A 16957-nucleotide genomic window follows, 5' to 3' on the forward strand; every position below is an offset into this window, starting at 1 on the left:
TGCCCCGGGACCTCACCATTCCCAAAAAAAGGCCCCGGCTCAAGGCCGGGGCGCTCCCCATCCGCAACCATGCCGGGCCTGCCCCGGGACCTCAAAAAGCCCCGAGACTTCCCCTACCCATCCAGCGCCTGCGCCAGATCGGCGATCAGGTCGCCCGCATCCTCGATCCCCACCGAAAACCGCAACAGCCCCTCGGGGATGCCCGTATGCGGCTCGATCGTATGGCGATGCTCCACCAGGCTCTCGACCCCGCCCAGCGACGTCGCCCGATGGAAAAGCTGCAACCGCCCCGCCACCTGCAACGCCCGCTCGCGCCCGCCTGCCACCACGGCCGACAGCAGATAGCCATAGCCGCCGCACATCTGCCGCGTGGCAATGGCATGGCCCGCGTGGCTCTCCAATCCGGGGTAAAGCACCGTCTCGACCTGCGAATGCCCCTCCAGATACCTTGCCACGGCCAGCGCATTCTCGCACATCCGCTCCATCCTGAGCGGCAGCGTGCGCATCCCCCGCATCAAGAGCCACGCCTCGAACGGCCCCATCACCGCCCCCGCATCATGCCGGTCGGTCACGATCTCCTGCCACATGGGATTGCCCGGCTCGCGGCAGGACAGCACCCCCGCCAACACATCGGAATGCCCGTTCAGCGCCTTGGTGCCCGAATGCATGACAATATCCGCGCCCAGATCCAGCGCCCGCGTCAGCACCGGCGTCGCCGCCGTGCCATCGACCACCAGAATGGCCCCCGCCTTATGCGCCATCCCCGCCGCTGTGGCGATCTCGACCGTTTTCAGCCACGGGTTCGACGGTGTCTCGATCCAGACCATATCCGCCGAAGACCGGCACGCCGCCGCCAGGGCCGCCGGGTCCGACGCGTCAATCTCGTCCAGCAGGATCGCGCGGCGCACACAATAGGCCCGCACCCATTTCAGCGTGCCCCAGTAAATGCCGGTCTGCATCACCACCCGCGCACCACTGGGCAGCGCGCGAAACACCGCCGCCACCGCCGCCATGCCGCTGGGAAAGAGCAGCGTCGCCGCAGCCCCCTCCAACTGCCGGATCACCTCTTCGGCCTGCCTCACCGTGTCGTTCTGATCGCGCCCATACATGTTGTCAGGCCGCAGCAGCGCATAGTCTGCATCCCGCGTATAGGTCGTGGCCAGCGAGATGCCCGGCACCACGCCGCCTGTCGCCGTGTCCTTGGCCCCAGCCGCCTGCGCGGCAATCGTTGCGGGTTTCAGCGGTTCATTCTTCATGCGTCGATCTTTCCATGTTCCATCGCAAAGAGCCGCCCCGGCCCCCATCCCCGCGCATCGGCCCCGGCCCGGCGCAGCATATCCCACAAGAGTGCCTGATTCGAGGTGACGACCGGCAGGCCCAATTCCGCCTCCACCGCCCCGATCACGCCGAAGGTGCGCAAATTGGTGCAACTGGCGAAAACCGCCTCCACCCCCGGCACACGTCCCGCCTCCAGCATGGCCCGCCGCGTGCTGGCCTCGGTGATGCGCGCCACGGTCCAATCCTCTTTCTGCCCGAAACTGACCGCATGGATCACTTCGATCCCCGCCGCGCCAAGCGCCGCCGCCATCGGCCCGCTCACCTCGCGCACATAGGGCGTGACCATCGCGATGCGCCGCACCTGCAACCGATGCAGCGCCGCGATCACGGCGCTCAGCGGGTTCGTGACCGGAACGCCGGGATGCGCCAGATGGATCAGCCGCGCCACCTCGTCCGATCCGATGATCGTCGCCCCCGAGGTGCAGGCATAGGCCACCGCCTGCAACCCGCGCGGCAAGAGCGCCGCCGTGCGCGTCATCTCGGGCGCCATGCGCGCCAGATCCTCGGGCGTCACATCGGCCTGCGCCGGAATGCGCGCGTGCAGCAGGTTCACATCCCGCCCCGCCAGCGCCATCCGCGCCTCGTATTCCACCGTTTCATCGGTGCTGAGCACGATCATCCCAAGCCGCAGCCCAGACCCCGCTCCACCATCCAGATCATACTCCATCACCGCCCCTCCACCCGGCTGATTGTCCCGCCCGACACGGCGGCGCGCACCCCCGTGGTGCTGGCGCAGGACGTAGGCAGTCCCCGCGCCACCCGCACCGCCAGATAGGCAAAGGCCTGCGCCTCCAGCATATCCCCATCGAGCCCCACCGCCTCGACCGGCTCCACCGGGCAATCGAGGGCCGCGCGCAGCATCTGCATCATCACGGCGTTATGCCGCCCGCCGCCCGTCACCAGCAAGCGCGCGGGCGGGCGCGGGCAATGCTCCATCCCGCGCAGGATCGCCGCCGCCGCCATGCCGGTCAGCGTCGCCACCGCATCCGCATCGCCCAACTCGCCCACCAATCCGATCATGTCGGCGAATGTGTCCCGATCCAGCGACTTGGGCGGCATCCGCAGGAAGTAGGGCTCATCCAGGAACAGCTCCAACGCCCCTTGCGCCACCTCGCCCTGTCGCGCCAAGGCGCCATCGCGGTCAAACGCCTCTCCGCGCCGCGCCAGCATGAGATCGTTGATCGGCGCATTGGCCGGGCCGGTATCAAAGGCCAGAATGGCCCCCGGCTCCTCTGGCCGCGCAAACCTCGGATCAAGCCAGGTGATATTCCCGACCCCGCCAAGGTTCAGAAACGCCAGCGGCTCCTCAGCCCCGATCCACTTGGCACAGGCGAAATGAAAGAACGGGGCCAGGGGCGCGCCCTCGCCCCCCAGCCGAATATCCGCGCTGCGAAAATCCCAGACCACCGGCAGGCCCAGACCCTCGGCCAAACGCGCGCCATCGCCCAACTGATGCGTGCCCCGCCCGCGCGGCTCATGCGCCAGCGTCTGCCCGTGAAACCCCACCAGCGCCGCGCCCTCGAACTGGCTCAGGACCTCCAGATGCGCGCGTTCAACCAGCGCTTGCGCCTCTTCCAGATCTTCGCCCGGCCACTTCCCCAGGGCGGCGGACAAAACCGCCTGCTCCTCGGCGGAATATCCACGATAAGCGGTTGGCCCAAAGGCAAAAATCGTCTCGCCATCGGTCTCGACCATGGCCGCATCCACCCCATCCAACGAGGTGCCCGACATCGCCCCCAACGCCCAGAGGCGCTCCGCCTTCAACATGGCCTTTTCCTTTGCCCACCGACTGCATATACATGCCGCGCAAACCAAGCCGGGACAAGCATTATGACCTATCGCCCCAAATCCGATTTCCTGAACGTGATGACGTCGCGCGGCTATCTCGCCGACTGCACCGATTATCAGGGTCTGGACGAGGCGCTGCAGGCTGGAACCGTCACCGCCTATATCGGCTACGACGCCACGGCAAAATCTCTGCATGTCGGGCACCTGCTCAACATCATGATGCTGCGCTGGCTGCAAAAGACCGGGCACCGCCCCATCACGCTCATGGGCGGCGGCACCACCAAGGTGGGCGATCCTTCGTTCCGCTCGGATGAACGTCCGCTGCTCTCACCTGCGCAGATCGACGAAAATATCGCCGGCATGAACCGCGTCTTTGCCCGCTACCTCGCCTATGGCGACGGGCCGCAGGATGCCATGATGCTCAACAACGCCGAATGGCTCGACGGGCTGAACTACCTCGAATTCCTGCGCGACATCGGGCGGCATTTCTCGGTGAACCGGATGCTCAGCTTTGAATCGGTGAAATCGCGCCTCGACCGCGAGCAATCGCTGTCGTTCCTCGAATTCAACTACATGATCCTGCAAGCCTATGATTTCCTTGAACTGAACCGCCGTCATGGCTGCGTCCTGCAGATGGGCGGCTCGGATCAATGGGGCAATATCATCAACGGCATCGACCTCACCCGCCGCGTGATCGACCACGAGGTCTTTGGCCTCACCTCGCCGCTGCTGACCACCTCGGACGGGCGCAAGATGGGCAAATCGGCGGGCGGCGCGGTCTGGCTTTCGGCCGACATGCTCAGCCCCTATGAATTCTGGCAGTTCTGGCGCAACACCACCGACGCCGATACCGGACGCTTCCTCAAACTCTACACCGAACTGCCGATCGAGGAATGCGAGCGCCTTGGCGCCCTGGAAGGCTCCGAGATCAATGCCGCCAAGATCATTCTCGCCAATGAGGTCACGACCCTCCTGCACGGGGCCGAGGCAGCAGCCGCCGCCGAGGCGACCGCCCGCGAAGTGTTCGAGCGGGGTGGCGTGGGTGATGATCTCCCCACCGTCGAGGTGACAGCCGAGGAAGTGTCCGAGGGAATTTCCATCGTGCAACTCATCGTGCGCGCCGGACTCGCCAAATCCGGCAAAGAGGCCAAACGCCTCATCACTGAAAACGGCGCGCGTCTGGATGACGAACCGTTAACCGACGCAGGCCTGATGATCGACGCCGCCGCCCTCCAATCACCGATCAAGCTGTCGGCGGGCAAGAAGCGGCACGCCCTCGTCAAGCTGTCCGATTGAGCGGCAAATCCTGACACCGGACCTTACAAAATCGGCCTCCGATTTGTAAGGTCTGTAAGGTTCACCCCCGCCCGCGCAGCGCCTCTTTCAGCACGTCACGCACCGCTTCCGGCGGCACATCCGAGGTGATGAACGCCTCGCCGATACCGCGCGCAAGAATAAAGCGCAGCTTGCCATCGACGACCTTTTTATCCTGCCCCATGAGCGCGATCAGCCCATCGGCATCCGGCAAATCTCCTGATATATCAGATAGATCAACCTTCATCTTCATGTCGCGAAAATGCGCCCGCACCCGGCTTGGGTCCTCTTGCGAGCACAGCCCCAACCGCGCCGACACCTCGAACGCGAGCGCACAGCCAATCGCCACCCCTTCCCCATGCAAGAGCCGCGACCCATCATAGTGTGTGGCCGACTCCAGTGCATGACAAAATGTATGCCCCAGATTGAGCAACGCCCTGTCGCCCTGCTCGGTCTCGTCGCGGGTCACGATCTCGGCCTTCATCTCGACCGAGCGTTTGACCAGATGGATACGCGCCGCCATATCACCGCTTGCCGCACGTGAAGCATTGACCTCAAGCCATTGAAAAAATTCACTATCCCCAAGCAATCCGTATTTGGCGACCTCACCGTATCCCGCAAGGTAGTCCCGCTCTGTCAGCGTGCCCAGGACCTCGGTATCAGCCAGAACCAGGCTCGGTTGATGGAACGCTCCGATCAGGTTCTTGCCTTGGGGTGCATTGATCCCGGTCTTGCCCCCCACCGAACTGTCCACTTGCGCGAGCAAACTCGTGGGAACCTGAACAAACCGCACGCCCCGCCGCAGCACTGCCGCCGCAAAGCCCACCAGATCGCCGATCACGCCGCCGCCAAAGGCAATCACCACGTCATTGCGCTCGATCTTTTCCTCCAGCAACCATTCGACCACCCGCTCGAAATGCGGCCAGGATTTGGTCGCCTCTCCCGCCGGAAGGGTCAAGGAAACCGACGAAATCCCCTGAATTTCCAATCCTTTGCAGAGCGTTTCCAGATGCAATGGCCCAACCGTGGCATCGGTCACGATCGCCACGCACGGACGCCGCAAGAGCGGCCCGATCAACGCCCCGGCCTGTCCCAACAGTCCCGGTCCGATGTGGATGTCATACTCCCGCCCCGGCAGGCCCACATGCACGATCTCGGTCATTTCACCCACTCCAATATGTCCTTGCGAGCGCTGAGCGCGTTAAGAACTTGCTCGGCCATCGCCTCGACGCTGTATTCCGGTCGCGCCTGCACCCGTATCTCGGCCAACTGATAGATCGGCACGCGGGCATTGTAGATCTGTGTCAGCGTCTCGAATGGATGAGCTGTGCGCAGTAAGGGTCTGGTATTCTTTCCTTTTACCCGCGACCACAAAAGCGGCAAGTCCGCATCGAGCCAGACCGAAACGCCCTTGCGCGCCACCAGTTCGCGGTTGCGCTCGGCCAGAAACGCGCCACCCCCGGTGGACAGGATCGCCTTCGGCCCATCGAGCAGCCTGTCAATCACCTCGGTTTCTCGCGCACGAAAGAATGTCTCTCCATCCCTTTGAAATATCTCGGAAATTGCCATGTTTGCGGCCTTCTCGATCTCGGCATCCGAATCAAGAAACGGCACGCCAAGACGCGCCGCCAGTGCCTTGCCCACCGCCGTCTTGCCTGCCCCCATCATGCCCACCAGCACGACCGTCTTGCCCAATTTCCAGTGCCCCTTGGCCGACACTTTCGGCGCTCCCTTGCCCATTCACAAAGTTTTTCACTCAATGACGTGATCTTGCGCAAAAGGCCAGTTATAACTTGGGAAAAAGAACAGGCAAAAGAGGCAGGGGATGACATGCTAAGATTGATCAAATGGCTGATTTATCTGGCAATTCTTGGATTTATCGCTTTGGTTGCCTATGCCTATATCGGGCCGTTTTTTGGCGCGGACTTCTCGCCTGATCAGATCGAGATTCGGCAGGACATCATTCTTGATACGGATTAGTGCAGCAGTTTTTCTGGGTTTGACCTCAACGGGTGCCGCCCTCGCGCAGCAGCCTCTCTCGGCCATCGACTGGCTGGATCAGGCCAGCACCGCCGCTGTCACCACCGTGCCACGCGCCTCGCTTACCGAACCCCCCGCTGCCGATACGGTGACCGTGCCGAACGTCACCGTCACCGCACTTGATGCGCCGCGCGCCGATGCGGTTGGCCTGCTTCCCAGAACCACCACGGGATTGCCTGTAACCCTCTGGGAAAAAAGCACAAACTCTAGGCTCCTGTGGGCTCTGTCTCAGCTTGAATCGGAACCTTTGCCCGCGATTCAGGCGCTCTATTACACTCTGCTGCTGGCCGAGGCGAATGCCCCCCTCGACGCCGGATCAGAGGCCGCCTTTCTGCAAGCCCGCCTCAAGGCCCTGCGTGACTTTGGCGCAATCGAGCCCGCACAAGCCATGGCCGAGCGCGCCGGCCCGATGACAAAATCTCTTTTTGACCAATGGTTTGATCTGTCACTCTTGCTGGGACAAGAGGACCCGGCCTGCGCCATGCTCAGTCGCAAACCGCGCCTGACCTCGGATATCGGCGCGCGGATTTACTGCGCGGCGCGCACCGGCGACTGGAACACGGCGGCCCTGACCTATCACAGCGCCACAGCCCTTGACACCCTGACGGAGACCGATGCCACCCTTCTTGCGCTCTACCTGGATCCCGAATTGATCGACGTAACGGAGCCACCAGAACCGCCCCAATCCCTCACCGCGTTGCAGTTCCGCCTGTTTGAGGCCATCGGCACCGCCTTGCCCACCCACAATCTGCCCCGCGCCTTCGCCATGGCCGACCTGCGCGGCAATTCAGGCTGGAAGGCCGAAATCGAAGCAGCAGAGCGCCTCGCGCGCACCGGTGCCGTTCCCGCCTCGCGCCTCTTGGGGCTCTACACGGATCGCCGCCCTGCGGCCTCGGGCGGGGTGTGGGATCGGGTTGCTGCGGTTCAGGCGCTTGATCTGGCGCTGAGTGAAGGGGCCACGGAAGATCTCGTTCAGGCGCTACCGAGGGCCTGGCGCGCCGCGCAGGACCAACGACTAGAGGTCACCTTCGCAGAGCTTTTCGCAGAACGCCTGAACGAAGCGGAAATTCCGCCGAGTATCGCGTCGCAAGTCTTTGAAATCACGCTATTGTCGGATCAGTATGAAACGGCTGCCGCTCGGGTCGAGTCACCGTCGTCGGATCAACGCTTCCTGATTGAAACCGCGCTTGGAACCCCCTCTGCCGAGACCGCGCGCACCGCGCTTCAAGGGGCCATCGCCGCGGGTTTTGCCAGCGTCACGCCCCCGCCAGAGCATCAGGCGTTGATTGATGCCGGTCGGCTGGGCGAAGCGATTCTGGCCGCCGCCCGACAGATCGGTCACAGCGACCGTGCCCGCGATGCCCTGCCGGGCGCGATTGCCACACTGCGGGCTCTGGGCCTAGAGGACACAGCGCGCCGCGCCGCCCTGCAACTCCTCCTGCTGGGGTCACGCGGGTGAACGCCGCGGCACGTTGGGTCAATCTCTTTCTCGAGGCGCAAGCTGCCGAAGTCGGAGCCGCAAGAAACACCCTTCTGGCCTATGCGCGGGATCTTAATGACTTTGTTGATTGGGTTTCAAATCAACAGCTTTCGTTGGAAACGCTGTCCCAGGCGGATATTGATCGCTATTTGATCCATTGCGACGCGCAGGGCCTGGCAAGGGCCACGCGGGCGCGCAGGCTCTCCGCAATCCGCCAGCTCTACCGATTTGCCTTTGACGAGCGGTTGCGCGCGGATAACCCCGCCATACGCATCAAGGGGCCCGGCAAGGCGCAGCGCCTGCCGAAGACTCTGAGCGAAGACGAGGTCAACCGCCTGCTGGACAGTGCCCCGGCCCACGGGCGCACCGCCTCCGAACGCTGCCGCAATGCCTGCCTGATCGCCCTGCTCTATGCTACCGGCATGCGCGTGAGCGAACTGGTGTCACTGCCCCTTGCCGCCGCGCGGGGCGATCCGCGCATGATCTTGGTCCGCGGCAAGGGGGGCAAGGAACGTATGGTGCCCCTCTCGCCGCCCGCGCGCGCGGCCCTGGCAAACTGGCTTGCGATTCGCGAAGCCGAAGAGAGCACGCGCCGCGCCAAAGGCCTGCAACCCGCGCCCTATCTTTTCGCATCAGGTGGGGCGACTGGGCACCTGACGCGTCACAGGTTTTATAACCTTATCAAGGAAATATCTGTCAAAGCTCATGTCGATCCAGACAAGGTGACGCCGCATACCCTGCGCCATGCCTTTGCCACGCATCTTTTGGCCAACGGTGCCGACCTGAGAGTGATCCAGACCCTGCTTGGCCATGCCGATGTCGCCACAACCGAGATTTATACCCATGTGCTTGAGGCCCGACTCCAAGCACTGGTGCAAGAGCATCACCCGTTGGCGCAGGCCGCCCGGCGCAAGACCGGGGGCAAAACCTCTTCTGAGGGCCAATAGCCGGTCGTCAACGCCACATCATAACCCTGCACCAGCCCCGCCGCCCGCATTGCTGCCTCCGCGCCACGATGATCATAGCTGAGGCGGTGAAAGCTGACCCGCTCATCCAATACCGCAAAGCCGGTCTCAACCCGACCATCATGCGGCGGCATGCCGATTGCCCCGGCATTTATCCACTCCACCGTGCCGATGCGCCGCTGAAACATCAATCCGGAGTGACCCGCGAAAACCAGATCAATATGGCCTGCAACCTCCTGAATCCGTTCGATTTCATCCAAAAACACCTCATCACTGGATACTGACCATAGAAAGCGGCTGATGTCCGTCAGGCCACCATGGATCACCGCCGCGCGTCGACCGGCATGGGTGAAGAGGATGAGATCCGGCAGCGCCCCCATCCAGCGGCGCGCCTCTCCGCCAACCGCACGGTCCGCGTGTCGGTACCACCCGGCAGACAAGAGGTCGCAGGTCGTGCCCGTATCAAACCCACATCCGCAATCCATCGCGTTGCGCGCCAATTGTTTCTCGCAATTTCCCGCAAGCACGACACAACCAGCGGCGCGGATCAACGCTACGGTCTCGGCCGGCTCGGCGCAGTAGGCCACGACATCGCCCGTGCAGATCATACGTTCCGGGGGAATTTCATGGGCAGTTGCCCAAGCCAGAACCGCCTGCGTCGCCTGCAAATTGGAATATGGCCCGCCAAAAATCAGCACAGGCCCAGACAACGCGCCCAAATCTGTGATTTGCATCGGCCATGCTCCCTTGAATGCAGGGGGCGCACGCCCCATAACCCTGTAAACTAAAAGGGACCGCACAGAGATGGAAGCCGCGTCAAGCGCAACCGACCTTACATTCTGGATCACAAGTGGCGCGATCGTGCTGCTTCTGGTGATGTCCGCCTATTTCTCGGGCAGCGAAACCGCCCTCACCGCCGCCTCACGCGGAAAACTGCGCGCGCAGGCTGAAAAGGGCTCTCGCGGAGCGGAAACAGCTCTCAAGATCACCGAAGACAACGAGCGTCTGATCGGATCGGTCCTGCTCGGCAACAACATGGTGAATATTCTCGCCGCCTCGCTGGCCACCGCGCTCTTCACCCGCCTCTTTGGCGAAGGCGGTGTGGCGCTGGCCACCCTCGTGATGACCCTTCTGGTGCTGGTCTTTGCCGAGGTTCTGCCCAAAACCTATGCAATCACCAATGCCGAGGCCGCCGCAGCCCGCACGGCGCCGCTGATCGTCTGGGTGATCAAGGTCTTTTCCCCCATCGTCACCGCCGTGCGCTGGTTTGTGCGCCGGGTTCTGGCGCTTTTTGGCGTGCAGACCGATCCCGACAGCCACATTCTTGCGGTGCGCGAAGAAATCGCGGGCGCGCTCTATCTGGGGCAATCCGAAGGCGTGGTGGAAAAGGAAGACCGCGACCGGATCCTGGGCGCGCTTGACCTGGGCGAACGCGCAGTCGAGGAAATCATGCTGCATCGCTCGCGGATCGAGATGATCGACGCCGAGGCAGACCCCGATGCAATCCTCGATCAATGCCTCAAGAGCAATCACACACGCCTGCCACTCTATCGCGACGACCCCGACAACATCATTGGCGTCGTCCACGCCAAGGACCTCTTGCGCGCCATGCACAAACTGGTGACGGAATCGCAGGACGGGGCGGCGGCGCTCAAGAATTTCGACGTGTGCAGCATCGCGCGCAAACCCTATTTCGTGCCCGAAACCACCACGCTGGATGACCAGATGCGGCAGTTCCTGCGTATGCGCAGCCATTTCGCCATGGTGGTGGACGAATATGGCACACTTCAGGGCCTGATAACGCTGGAGGATATCCTAGAAGAGATCGTCGGCGAGATCACCGATGAATTCGACCCCGATGCCGAACATCCCGTGCGCCGGACCGAGGATAATCAGTTTCTCGTCGATGGCGCCATGACCATCCGCGACCTCAACCGTGCCAATGACTGGAACCTGCCCGACGAGGCCGCAAATACCGTGGCGGGCTTGGTGATCCATGAGGCCCAGATGATCCCGAAGGTCGATCAGGTCTTCATCTTTCACGGTTTCCGGTTCCAGGTCATGGCCCGCAAGGACAATCGCATCACGCGTCTCAAGGTGCGCAAGCTCTGAGAGCCTCGCTTAACGCGGTTCCTTGTACTTGAGAACGTCGCGATCCACCCCCAGACCGATGATGGGGCTCAACAAGTCGCGCCACAGGCTCTGACGTGGCTTGTCCTTGGCGGACGGATCGCGCGGCAGGCGCAGATCATCCTCCAGCATCGGTGCCAGAATCCGCTCGTCCAGCATCCAGCGGCCCCGCCGCCCTTCGGCGCGATCTGCCTGCTGATAACTCAGCCACGCCGACAAACGCGTCTGACAGCACAGGGCCTTGCCGGGATAGATCAGGTAAAAGCCGCTGTTGACCCGCAAACAGATATTGTCCAGCACCCGAGCCACGCCGTGATACGCCTCGGGAACATGCGCCTTGGGCATATAATTGAACCGCCCGGGATCGCCATTGAAAAACACAGCAAGCGCCGTGCACAGATCAATGCCGCGCTGCGCCATGGCCCAACCCAGAACCGGCTCTGGTGCCAGCCTCCAGTCGTATTCGACAATCGCTCGATGAAACGCCTCGGGTGAGAGGCCGCGCAAATGCTCGATCTGCTCGGCAACAGGGCTTGCGGACCAATCAAACGGACTGGCATGCGGCATCATCGGCTCCGTAACTAAAGCGAAAAATCAATACTGTGTATGTGAGCGGCGAAAGTGCGTTTTGTGCGGAACAACTGTGACACCAATTAGGCAAACACAAAAGTTTCGCTTGGGGCGCGGGGTTTTGGCGACTAGGCTTGATTCATGCTCACCCGTATTCTGCATTCCTTCTCCTCCCCGAAACCGGCCCCGCTGCCCGAGCCGGACGACAAATTGGCGCTGGCCGCCTTGATGGTGCGGGTGGCGAAATCCGACCATCATTACGACCTTGCCGAGATCAAACGGATCGACCGCCTTTTGGCGCGGCTTTACGGGCTTGGCCCGGTCGAGGCGGCCAAGATGCGCGCCCTCTCGGAGCGGATCGAGCATGCCGCCCCTGAAACCGACCGCTTTGGCCATATCATCCGCGAGACCGTCAGCCTCGAGGCCCGCCTTGCCGCGCTCGAGGCTCTGTGGGAGGTGGTGTTGTCCGACGGCGCGAGCCAGCCAGAGGAATTGCACGTGATTGACGCCGCGCGCGAGGCAATGGGTCTGAGCCATGCCGATAGCGATGCCGCGCGCGCCTTGGCCGAGGCGCAGTAATTCCCCATTGGCGCGCCGCGCATGGCATCCTATACCAGAGCCATGTTTGCAGATTTCCTGAAGCGGCTGATCCAACCAGCCCCCGAGCCTCTGACCGGCGGTGATGCCCGTCTGGCGCTCTGTGCCCTCCTCGTCCGCGTCGCGCGCACCGATGGAGATTACGCTGCGGCCGAGATCATCCGCATCACGCGCATCATCTCAGCCCGTTACAACCTGTCTCAACCCGAGGCAGAGGCCCTGCGCCAACAGGCCGAAAATCTCGAGAGCGAGGCACCCGACACTGTCCGCTTTACCCGCGCGATCAAGGATGCAGTACCACATGAGGACCGTCTCGGCGTGATCGAGGCGCTCTGGCAAGTGGCCTTGGCCGATGGGGTGCGAGAGGCGGATGAGGACGCGCTGTTGCGTTTGGTGGCCAGCCTTTTGGGCATCACCGATCAGGAAAGTGCCCGCGCCCGTCAGCGCATCATGGGTCAAACATGATTGCCAGCCTGCCGATGTATGACCGCCCCGAAACCGCGGCGGCCAATGATGCCCTCTGGCAGGGAATTCGCGACGCCTTGGGCACAGGTCCAGAGCATCTGACCCGCGAAGGCGATCTCTGGAATCACTGGCAAAGCCCCGATCTCCTGCTCTCGCAGACCTGCGGTTATCCCTACCGCGCGCGGCTGCATGGCCAGGTGACGCTGGTGGGCAGCCCTGTGCTGGATTTGCCCGACTGTCCACCGGGCTATTACTATAGCGTCTTTGTCGTCCGCGCCGATGATCCCCGCACTGACCCGCAGGAGTTTGCCACCGCGCGCCTGGCCTATAACGATGCCCTGTCGCAATCCGGCTGGGCCGCACCGCAGAACTGGGCCACCGCGCGCGGCTTTGCCTTCACCACCCCCATCCACACCGGCACGCACCGCGCCTCTGCCTTGACCGTGGCCGAGGGGGGCGCCGATATTGCGGCGCTCGACGCGCTTACCTGGAAGTTGATGCAGGCGCATGACCCGTTCACGACAGGGCTGCGGGTGTTGGCCCGTACCAATCCCACGCCAACCCTGCCCTATATCACCGCCCTTGGGCGCGATGCAGACGCGATGCGCGCGGCGGTGGCGCATGCAATCGAGGCGCTCCCCTCAGACACGCGCGCAACTCTTGGGCTAAAGGGCGTCACCTTTATCGCCGCAACAGATTATCTGGCCCAGCCCAATCCCGCGCCGCCGCCTTTGTCTGCGCCTCCGATTTGAGCTAACGGCACGTCAATTCGCACAAACAGCCCCCCAATCGCCCGCTTTGCAAGTTGCATCGGCCCATTTTTTCGGCCCTATTGTCACAAAGCCGTCAAAACTCACCGAAACGGAAGCTGCCCTTGTCCGACACGCCCCCGGTTATCGAGATCCGCAACCTGCACAAGGCCTATGGCGCGCTTGAGGTGATCAAGGGGGTCGATATTGCCGCCCACCGTGGCGAAGTCGTCTCACTCATCGGTTCTTCGGGCTCGGGCAAATCGACCATCCTGCGGTGCGCCAATCTGCTTGAGGATAGCCAGCAGGGCGACATCCTGTTCAAGGGCGAACCGGTTCTTTGGAAAGGTGCGGGATTGGCCCGCCACCCCGCTGATCCCAAGCAGGTTCTGCGCATTCGCACGAATCTCAGCATGGTGTTCCAGCAATTCAATCTCTGGGCGCATCTTACGATCCTGCAAAACGTCATGGAGGCGCCCGTGACCGTGCTTGGCCGCAACCGGCACGAGGTCGAGGCTGCCGCACGCAAACATCTCGACAAGGTGGGCATTGGCGACAAATGCGATGTCTACCCCGCTCAATTGTCCGGCGGCCAGCAACAGCGCGCGGCCATCGCCCGCGCCCTCTGCATGGAGCCCGAGGCGCTCCTCTTCGACGAACCCACGTCGGCGCTCGACCCCGAATTGGAACAAGAGGTGATTCGCGTCATCAAGGATCTGGCCAACGAGGGCCGCACCATGATGATCGTCACCCATGACATGAAAATGGCCGCCGATGTCAGCGACCATGTCGTGTTCCTGCATCAGGGACTGATCGAGGAGCAAGGCCCACCCGACGCGCTCTTTGGCGCACCGAAATCGGCGCGCCTGCAACAATTCCTCAGCTCCACCAGCGGCGACTGAGGCAAGACCACCACTCAAAAGGGAGAAAACCATGAAGAAACTGCTACTCACCACCGCCGCACTGGCGCTCTCGGCTGGCTTTGCCATGGCCGATACCGTGCGACTTGGCACCGAAGGTGCCTACCCTCCGTATAACTTCATCAACGACAAGGGCGAAGTCGACGGGTTCGAGCGCGAATTGGGCGATGAGCTATGCAAGCGCGCCGAACTGACCTGCGAATGGGTCACGAATGACTGGGACAGCATCATCCCGAACCTCGTGTCCGGGAACTATGACGTGATCATCGCCGGCATGTCGATCACCGACGAACGGGATCAGGTGATTGATTTCACCCAGAACTATACCCAGCCCGATCCCTCGGCCTATCTCGCCCCCTCCGCGGATGTCGATGTGAAATCCGGTGTGATCGCGGCTCAGTCCGGAACGATTCAGGCATCCTATGTGGCCAGCAGCGGTGCCACGCTGGTGGAATATGCGACCCCCGAGGAATCCATCGCAGCCGTGCGCAATGGCGAAGCCGATGCCGTTCTGGCCGACCGTGCCTTCCTTCTGCCCGTGGCCGAAGAGGATGCCGGGCTGGAACTCCTCGAAGAGCTGGTCATGATCGGGGGCGGCGTGGGTCTGGGCCTGCGCGAGAGCGACACCGAACTCAAGGCCAAGTTCGATGCCGCCATTCAGTCGATGAAGGACGATGGCAGCCTGAACGCCCTGATCGAGAAATGGGAAATCGGCCTGACCTTCTGAGGTTGGCCGACAGGCGGGGTCCAATGCGGCCCCGCCCCCTCCAACAAGGCTCTTTGCGATGTTTGCCTTTTGCTCCGATCCAGCCAGCCTTGACGGTCTTGCGTGGATTTCCTGCTACCTGACCACGTCCAAACACCTGCAACTTTACTATGCGGTGGGCACGGTTCTGTTGCTGCTGGCGATCACTGCACCGGCTGCGCTTGCCTTTGGATTTGGTGGGGCAATGGCCGCGCGGGCGCATCTGGCCCCCCTGCGCTGGTTCGGCAAGTCCTATATCGCCGTCGTGCGCGGCGTGCCCGACATCGCGTTCTTTCTCTTTTTCGTCATCGCGCTGGATCAGGCGTTTGAATGGACGCGGCATCAGATCCTGTGCCCAGATTGGGACCAACCGATCCGTCAGGGCAATGACTTTGTGGTCTGTCAGGCCGCGAAACTCCCCCTCGGCACAGCCCCGCAATGGGTGCATGAAACCTACGGCTTTGCCCTTGCTGTGCTGACCTTTGCCATCGTCTTTGGGGCCTTTGCCGCGAATGTGCTCTTTGGGGCCATGCGCGCCGTGCCCCGTGCCCAGATGGAAACCGCCGAGGCCTATGGCATGTCCCGTCGTCAGGCCTTCTGGCGGATCATGGTGCCGCAGATGTGGGTTTACGCCCTGCCCGGTCTTGGCAATCTCTGGATGGTGCTGATCAAGGCCACACCGCTGCTCTTCCTGCTCGGGGTCGAGGATATCGTCTATTGGGCGCGCGAACTCGGCGCCACGGCCAATCCGCGATTTACCGACTATCCGCATGGCGACTGGCGGATGTGGTATTTTCTGGGGCTGATGGTGTTCTATCTCGGCTTCACCCGCGTGTCAGAGGTCATGCTGGAGCGCCTCATGCAGCGCCTTACATTCGGGCAGGCCACGACCGGCGGTGAAGCGCAAAGGAAAGCGGCATGAGCTGCATACCTTTGCGAACCACACTAAGCCATTTTGGATGCGCACCCTTCCAACCATTCGGATATGTCTCTGATAAAATCATCCTCGTCTTGGGTGATGATGCCATCCGCTTGAACTACGCCTACGGCTGCCTTAAAAAGTCGCTCAATGCGCTTAATTGGCCAATTCGCTATTTCTGCAAGAGCCTCGTCCAATTCCGTTTGCGTTGGACGCGTTCGTCGCACCAAACGTCCGAGTTTCTCAAAGCCGTCCAGACCGGGCAGAACATCCAGAACACCTTCATTCTTAAGGCATTCAGCTTCAGTTTCGGTAAATTGCATGATCCTATCAACCTCTTCAATGTGAAGCAGATCATCCGCACGCGCAGCTGCCGAAAGCACGACAATCGCTGCTTTGAGTTCTCGCCGAAGCATTGTGTAAGGAGAACTAGAATAGCTGGATTTACCGACGCTATCTTCTTTCAAACTTGTAAGTTCAACCTCGTAACCAGAATCCCCTGCGATCAGTTCACCAATGAGAAGCTGTGCGTCTTCAACGACGCCGTCATCATCAATAACCCCTTCGATTCGATCCAACCTGAACGTTCTGTGAGCCCTTCGTTCATGGCAAATCGCACCGACATAGAATATTCCCCCGCGGTTCTCTACCCACCGCGTAGTTATTCGTCTTCGGCTGAAGTTATCTCCCGCGTCGCGGTAGTCGATGACAAGGAAAAGAGGCTCCAAGTTATAGCGGCGAGTTTGAGGAACAATTGGGTTATTTTCATGCTGGAGTTCGCGGCACTCGTGCTCAATGTCAATTCCGAGTTCGACGTCAACAAATCCACTTGGTGGAAGTTCAAAAACTACAGTAACTGCTTCAGTTTCGCTCGGCGTCCGGCCTCTCAACCAAGAAAAAAATCTCATTCACTCGTTCCCCTTAATCAAAGTAAGCG

Annotated in this window: 19 protein-coding genes; 11 read left to right on the forward strand and 8 right to left on the reverse strand. The window is 61.9% G+C overall.

Translation table 11 applies throughout. From position 1 onward, the window contains the following. Positions 1-113: 113 nt before the first annotated feature. The 3 genes from MVC20_RS02815 to MVC20_RS02825 are packed head-to-tail and all read right to left on the reverse strand — an operon-like array spanning position 114 to position 3105. Positions 114-1256, reverse strand: coding sequence for an aminotransferase class I/II-fold pyridoxal phosphate-dependent enzyme (locus tag MVC20_RS02815; RefSeq protein ID WP_297538234.1), 1143 nt, complete (start codon positions 1254-1256; stop codon positions 114-116). Continuing rightward, positions 1253-2005: an Asp/Glu racemase gene (locus tag MVC20_RS02820; protein ID WP_297538237.1), complete on the reverse strand. Its 753-nt coding sequence runs from the start codon at positions 2003-2005 to the stop codon at positions 1253-1255. The genes MVC20_RS02815 and MVC20_RS02820 overlap by 4 nt, the downstream gene beginning before the upstream one ends. After that, a complete protein-coding gene (locus MVC20_RS02825) occupies positions 2005-3105 on the reverse strand; it encodes an anhydro-N-acetylmuramic acid kinase (protein WP_297538239.1) in 1101 nt (366 codons plus the stop codon). Before MVC20_RS02825 ends, MVC20_RS02820 begins: the two co-directional genes overlap by 1 nt. 63 nt (positions 3106-3168) lie before the next feature. Here MVC20_RS02825 and tyrS point away from each other — a divergent pair, with 63 nt between their 5' ends. Beyond that, the gene (gene tyrS / locus MVC20_RS02830; protein ID WP_037271410.1) at positions 3169-4422 is read left to right on the forward strand and encodes a tyrosine--tRNA ligase; all 1254 of its coding nucleotides are present in this window, start codon (positions 3169-3171) and stop codon (positions 4420-4422) included. Between the two features lie 61 nt (positions 4423-4483). On the opposite strand, the gene aroB is transcribed toward tyrS, so the two are convergent. Together aroB and MVC20_RS02840 are read right to left on the reverse strand one after the other, a co-directional pair. After that, complete coding sequence (gene aroB / locus MVC20_RS02835) at positions 4484-5602, reverse strand: 3-dehydroquinate synthase (protein WP_297538241.1); 1119 nt, start codon at positions 5600-5602, stop codon at positions 4484-4486. Next, complete coding sequence (locus MVC20_RS02840; RefSeq protein ID WP_297538243.1) at positions 5599-6180, reverse strand: shikimate kinase; 582 nt, start codon at positions 6178-6180, stop codon at positions 5599-5601. Before MVC20_RS02840 ends, aroB begins: the two co-directional genes overlap by 4 nt. Before the next feature lie 24 nt (positions 6181-6204). Here MVC20_RS02840 and MVC20_RS02845 point away from each other — a divergent pair, with 24 nt between their 5' ends. Genes MVC20_RS02845 through MVC20_RS02855 form a run of 3 tightly spaced genes read left to right on the forward strand, consistent with a single transcriptional unit; the run spans position 6205 to position 8907 of the window. Then, positions 6205-6420, forward strand: a complete 216-nt coding sequence (locus MVC20_RS02845; protein WP_297538330.1) for a hypothetical protein — start codon at positions 6205-6207, stop codon at positions 6418-6420. Then, complete coding sequence (locus MVC20_RS02850) at positions 6407-7939, forward strand: hypothetical protein (RefSeq protein ID WP_297538245.1); 1533 nt, start codon at positions 6407-6409, stop codon at positions 7937-7939. Before MVC20_RS02845 ends, MVC20_RS02850 begins: the two co-directional genes overlap by 14 nt. Then, on the forward strand, positions 7936-8907 hold the full coding sequence (locus MVC20_RS02855) for a site-specific tyrosine recombinase XerD (RefSeq protein ID WP_297538247.1): 972 nt from the start codon (positions 7936-7938) through the stop codon (positions 8905-8907). The genes MVC20_RS02850 and MVC20_RS02855 overlap by 4 nt, the downstream gene beginning before the upstream one ends. Here MVC20_RS02855 and MVC20_RS02860 read toward each other — a convergent pair. Then, the gene (locus tag MVC20_RS02860; protein WP_297538249.1) at positions 8844-9659 is read right to left on the reverse strand and encodes a metallophosphoesterase family protein; all 816 of its coding nucleotides are present in this window, start codon (positions 9657-9659) and stop codon (positions 8844-8846) included. The genes MVC20_RS02855 and MVC20_RS02860 overlap by 64 nt on opposite strands. Before the next feature lie 70 nt (positions 9660-9729). Here MVC20_RS02860 and MVC20_RS02865 point away from each other — a divergent pair, with 70 nt between their 5' ends. Next, entirely contained in the window at positions 9730-11037 is a 1308-nt protein-coding gene (locus tag MVC20_RS02865; RefSeq protein WP_037271396.1) for an HlyC/CorC family transporter, read from the forward strand. A gap of 9 nt (positions 11038-11046) precedes the next feature. Here MVC20_RS02865 and MVC20_RS02870 read toward each other — a convergent pair whose 3' ends face one another. Next, on the reverse strand, positions 11047-11622 hold the full coding sequence (locus MVC20_RS02870) for a hypothetical protein (RefSeq protein ID WP_297538253.1): 576 nt from the start codon (positions 11620-11622) through the stop codon (positions 11047-11049). Positions 11623-11766: 144 nt separating this feature from the next. Between MVC20_RS02870 and MVC20_RS02875 the strand changes: the two genes are divergently transcribed. From MVC20_RS02875 to MVC20_RS02900, 6 genes are all read left to right on the forward strand, one after another. After that, positions 11767-12204, forward strand: coding sequence for a TerB family tellurite resistance protein (locus MVC20_RS02875; protein WP_297538255.1), 438 nt, complete (start codon positions 11767-11769; stop codon positions 12202-12204). A 42-nt stretch (positions 12205-12246) separates the two neighbouring features. Next, positions 12247-12687: a TerB family tellurite resistance protein gene (locus MVC20_RS02880; protein WP_297538257.1), complete on the forward strand. Its 441-nt coding sequence runs from the start codon at positions 12247-12249 to the stop codon at positions 12685-12687. Then, a complete protein-coding gene (locus tag MVC20_RS02885; RefSeq protein ID WP_297538259.1) occupies positions 12684-13439 on the forward strand; it encodes a PhnD/SsuA/transferrin family substrate-binding protein in 756 nt (251 codons plus the stop codon). The genes MVC20_RS02880 and MVC20_RS02885 overlap by 4 nt, the downstream gene beginning before the upstream one ends. Before the next feature lie 122 nt (positions 13440-13561). Beyond that, on the forward strand, positions 13562-14338 hold the full coding sequence (locus MVC20_RS02890; RefSeq protein WP_297538261.1) for an ATP-binding cassette domain-containing protein: 777 nt from the start codon (positions 13562-13564) through the stop codon (positions 14336-14338). 31 nt (positions 14339-14369) lie between these two features. Beyond that, complete coding sequence (locus MVC20_RS02895) at positions 14370-15083, forward strand: transporter substrate-binding domain-containing protein (RefSeq protein ID WP_297538263.1); 714 nt, start codon at positions 14370-14372, stop codon at positions 15081-15083. 58 nt (positions 15084-15141) lie between these two features. Further along, positions 15142-16023 (forward strand): ABC transporter permease subunit, encoded by an 882-nt coding sequence (locus MVC20_RS02900; RefSeq protein WP_297538265.1) that lies wholly within the window; start codon positions 15142-15144, stop codon positions 16021-16023. A gap of 23 nt (positions 16024-16046) precedes the next feature. Here the strand turns inward: MVC20_RS02900 and MVC20_RS02905 are convergent, their stop codons facing one another. Next, positions 16047-16928, reverse strand: coding sequence for a WYL domain-containing protein (locus MVC20_RS02905; protein ID WP_297538267.1), 882 nt, complete (start codon positions 16926-16928; stop codon positions 16047-16049). Between the last annotated feature and the right edge of the window lie 29 nt (positions 16929-16957).

This window comes from Roseovarius sp. (genome assembly GCF_027019125.1).
Lineage (GTDB): Bacteria > Pseudomonadota > Alphaproteobacteria > Rhodobacterales > Rhodobacteraceae > Roseovarius.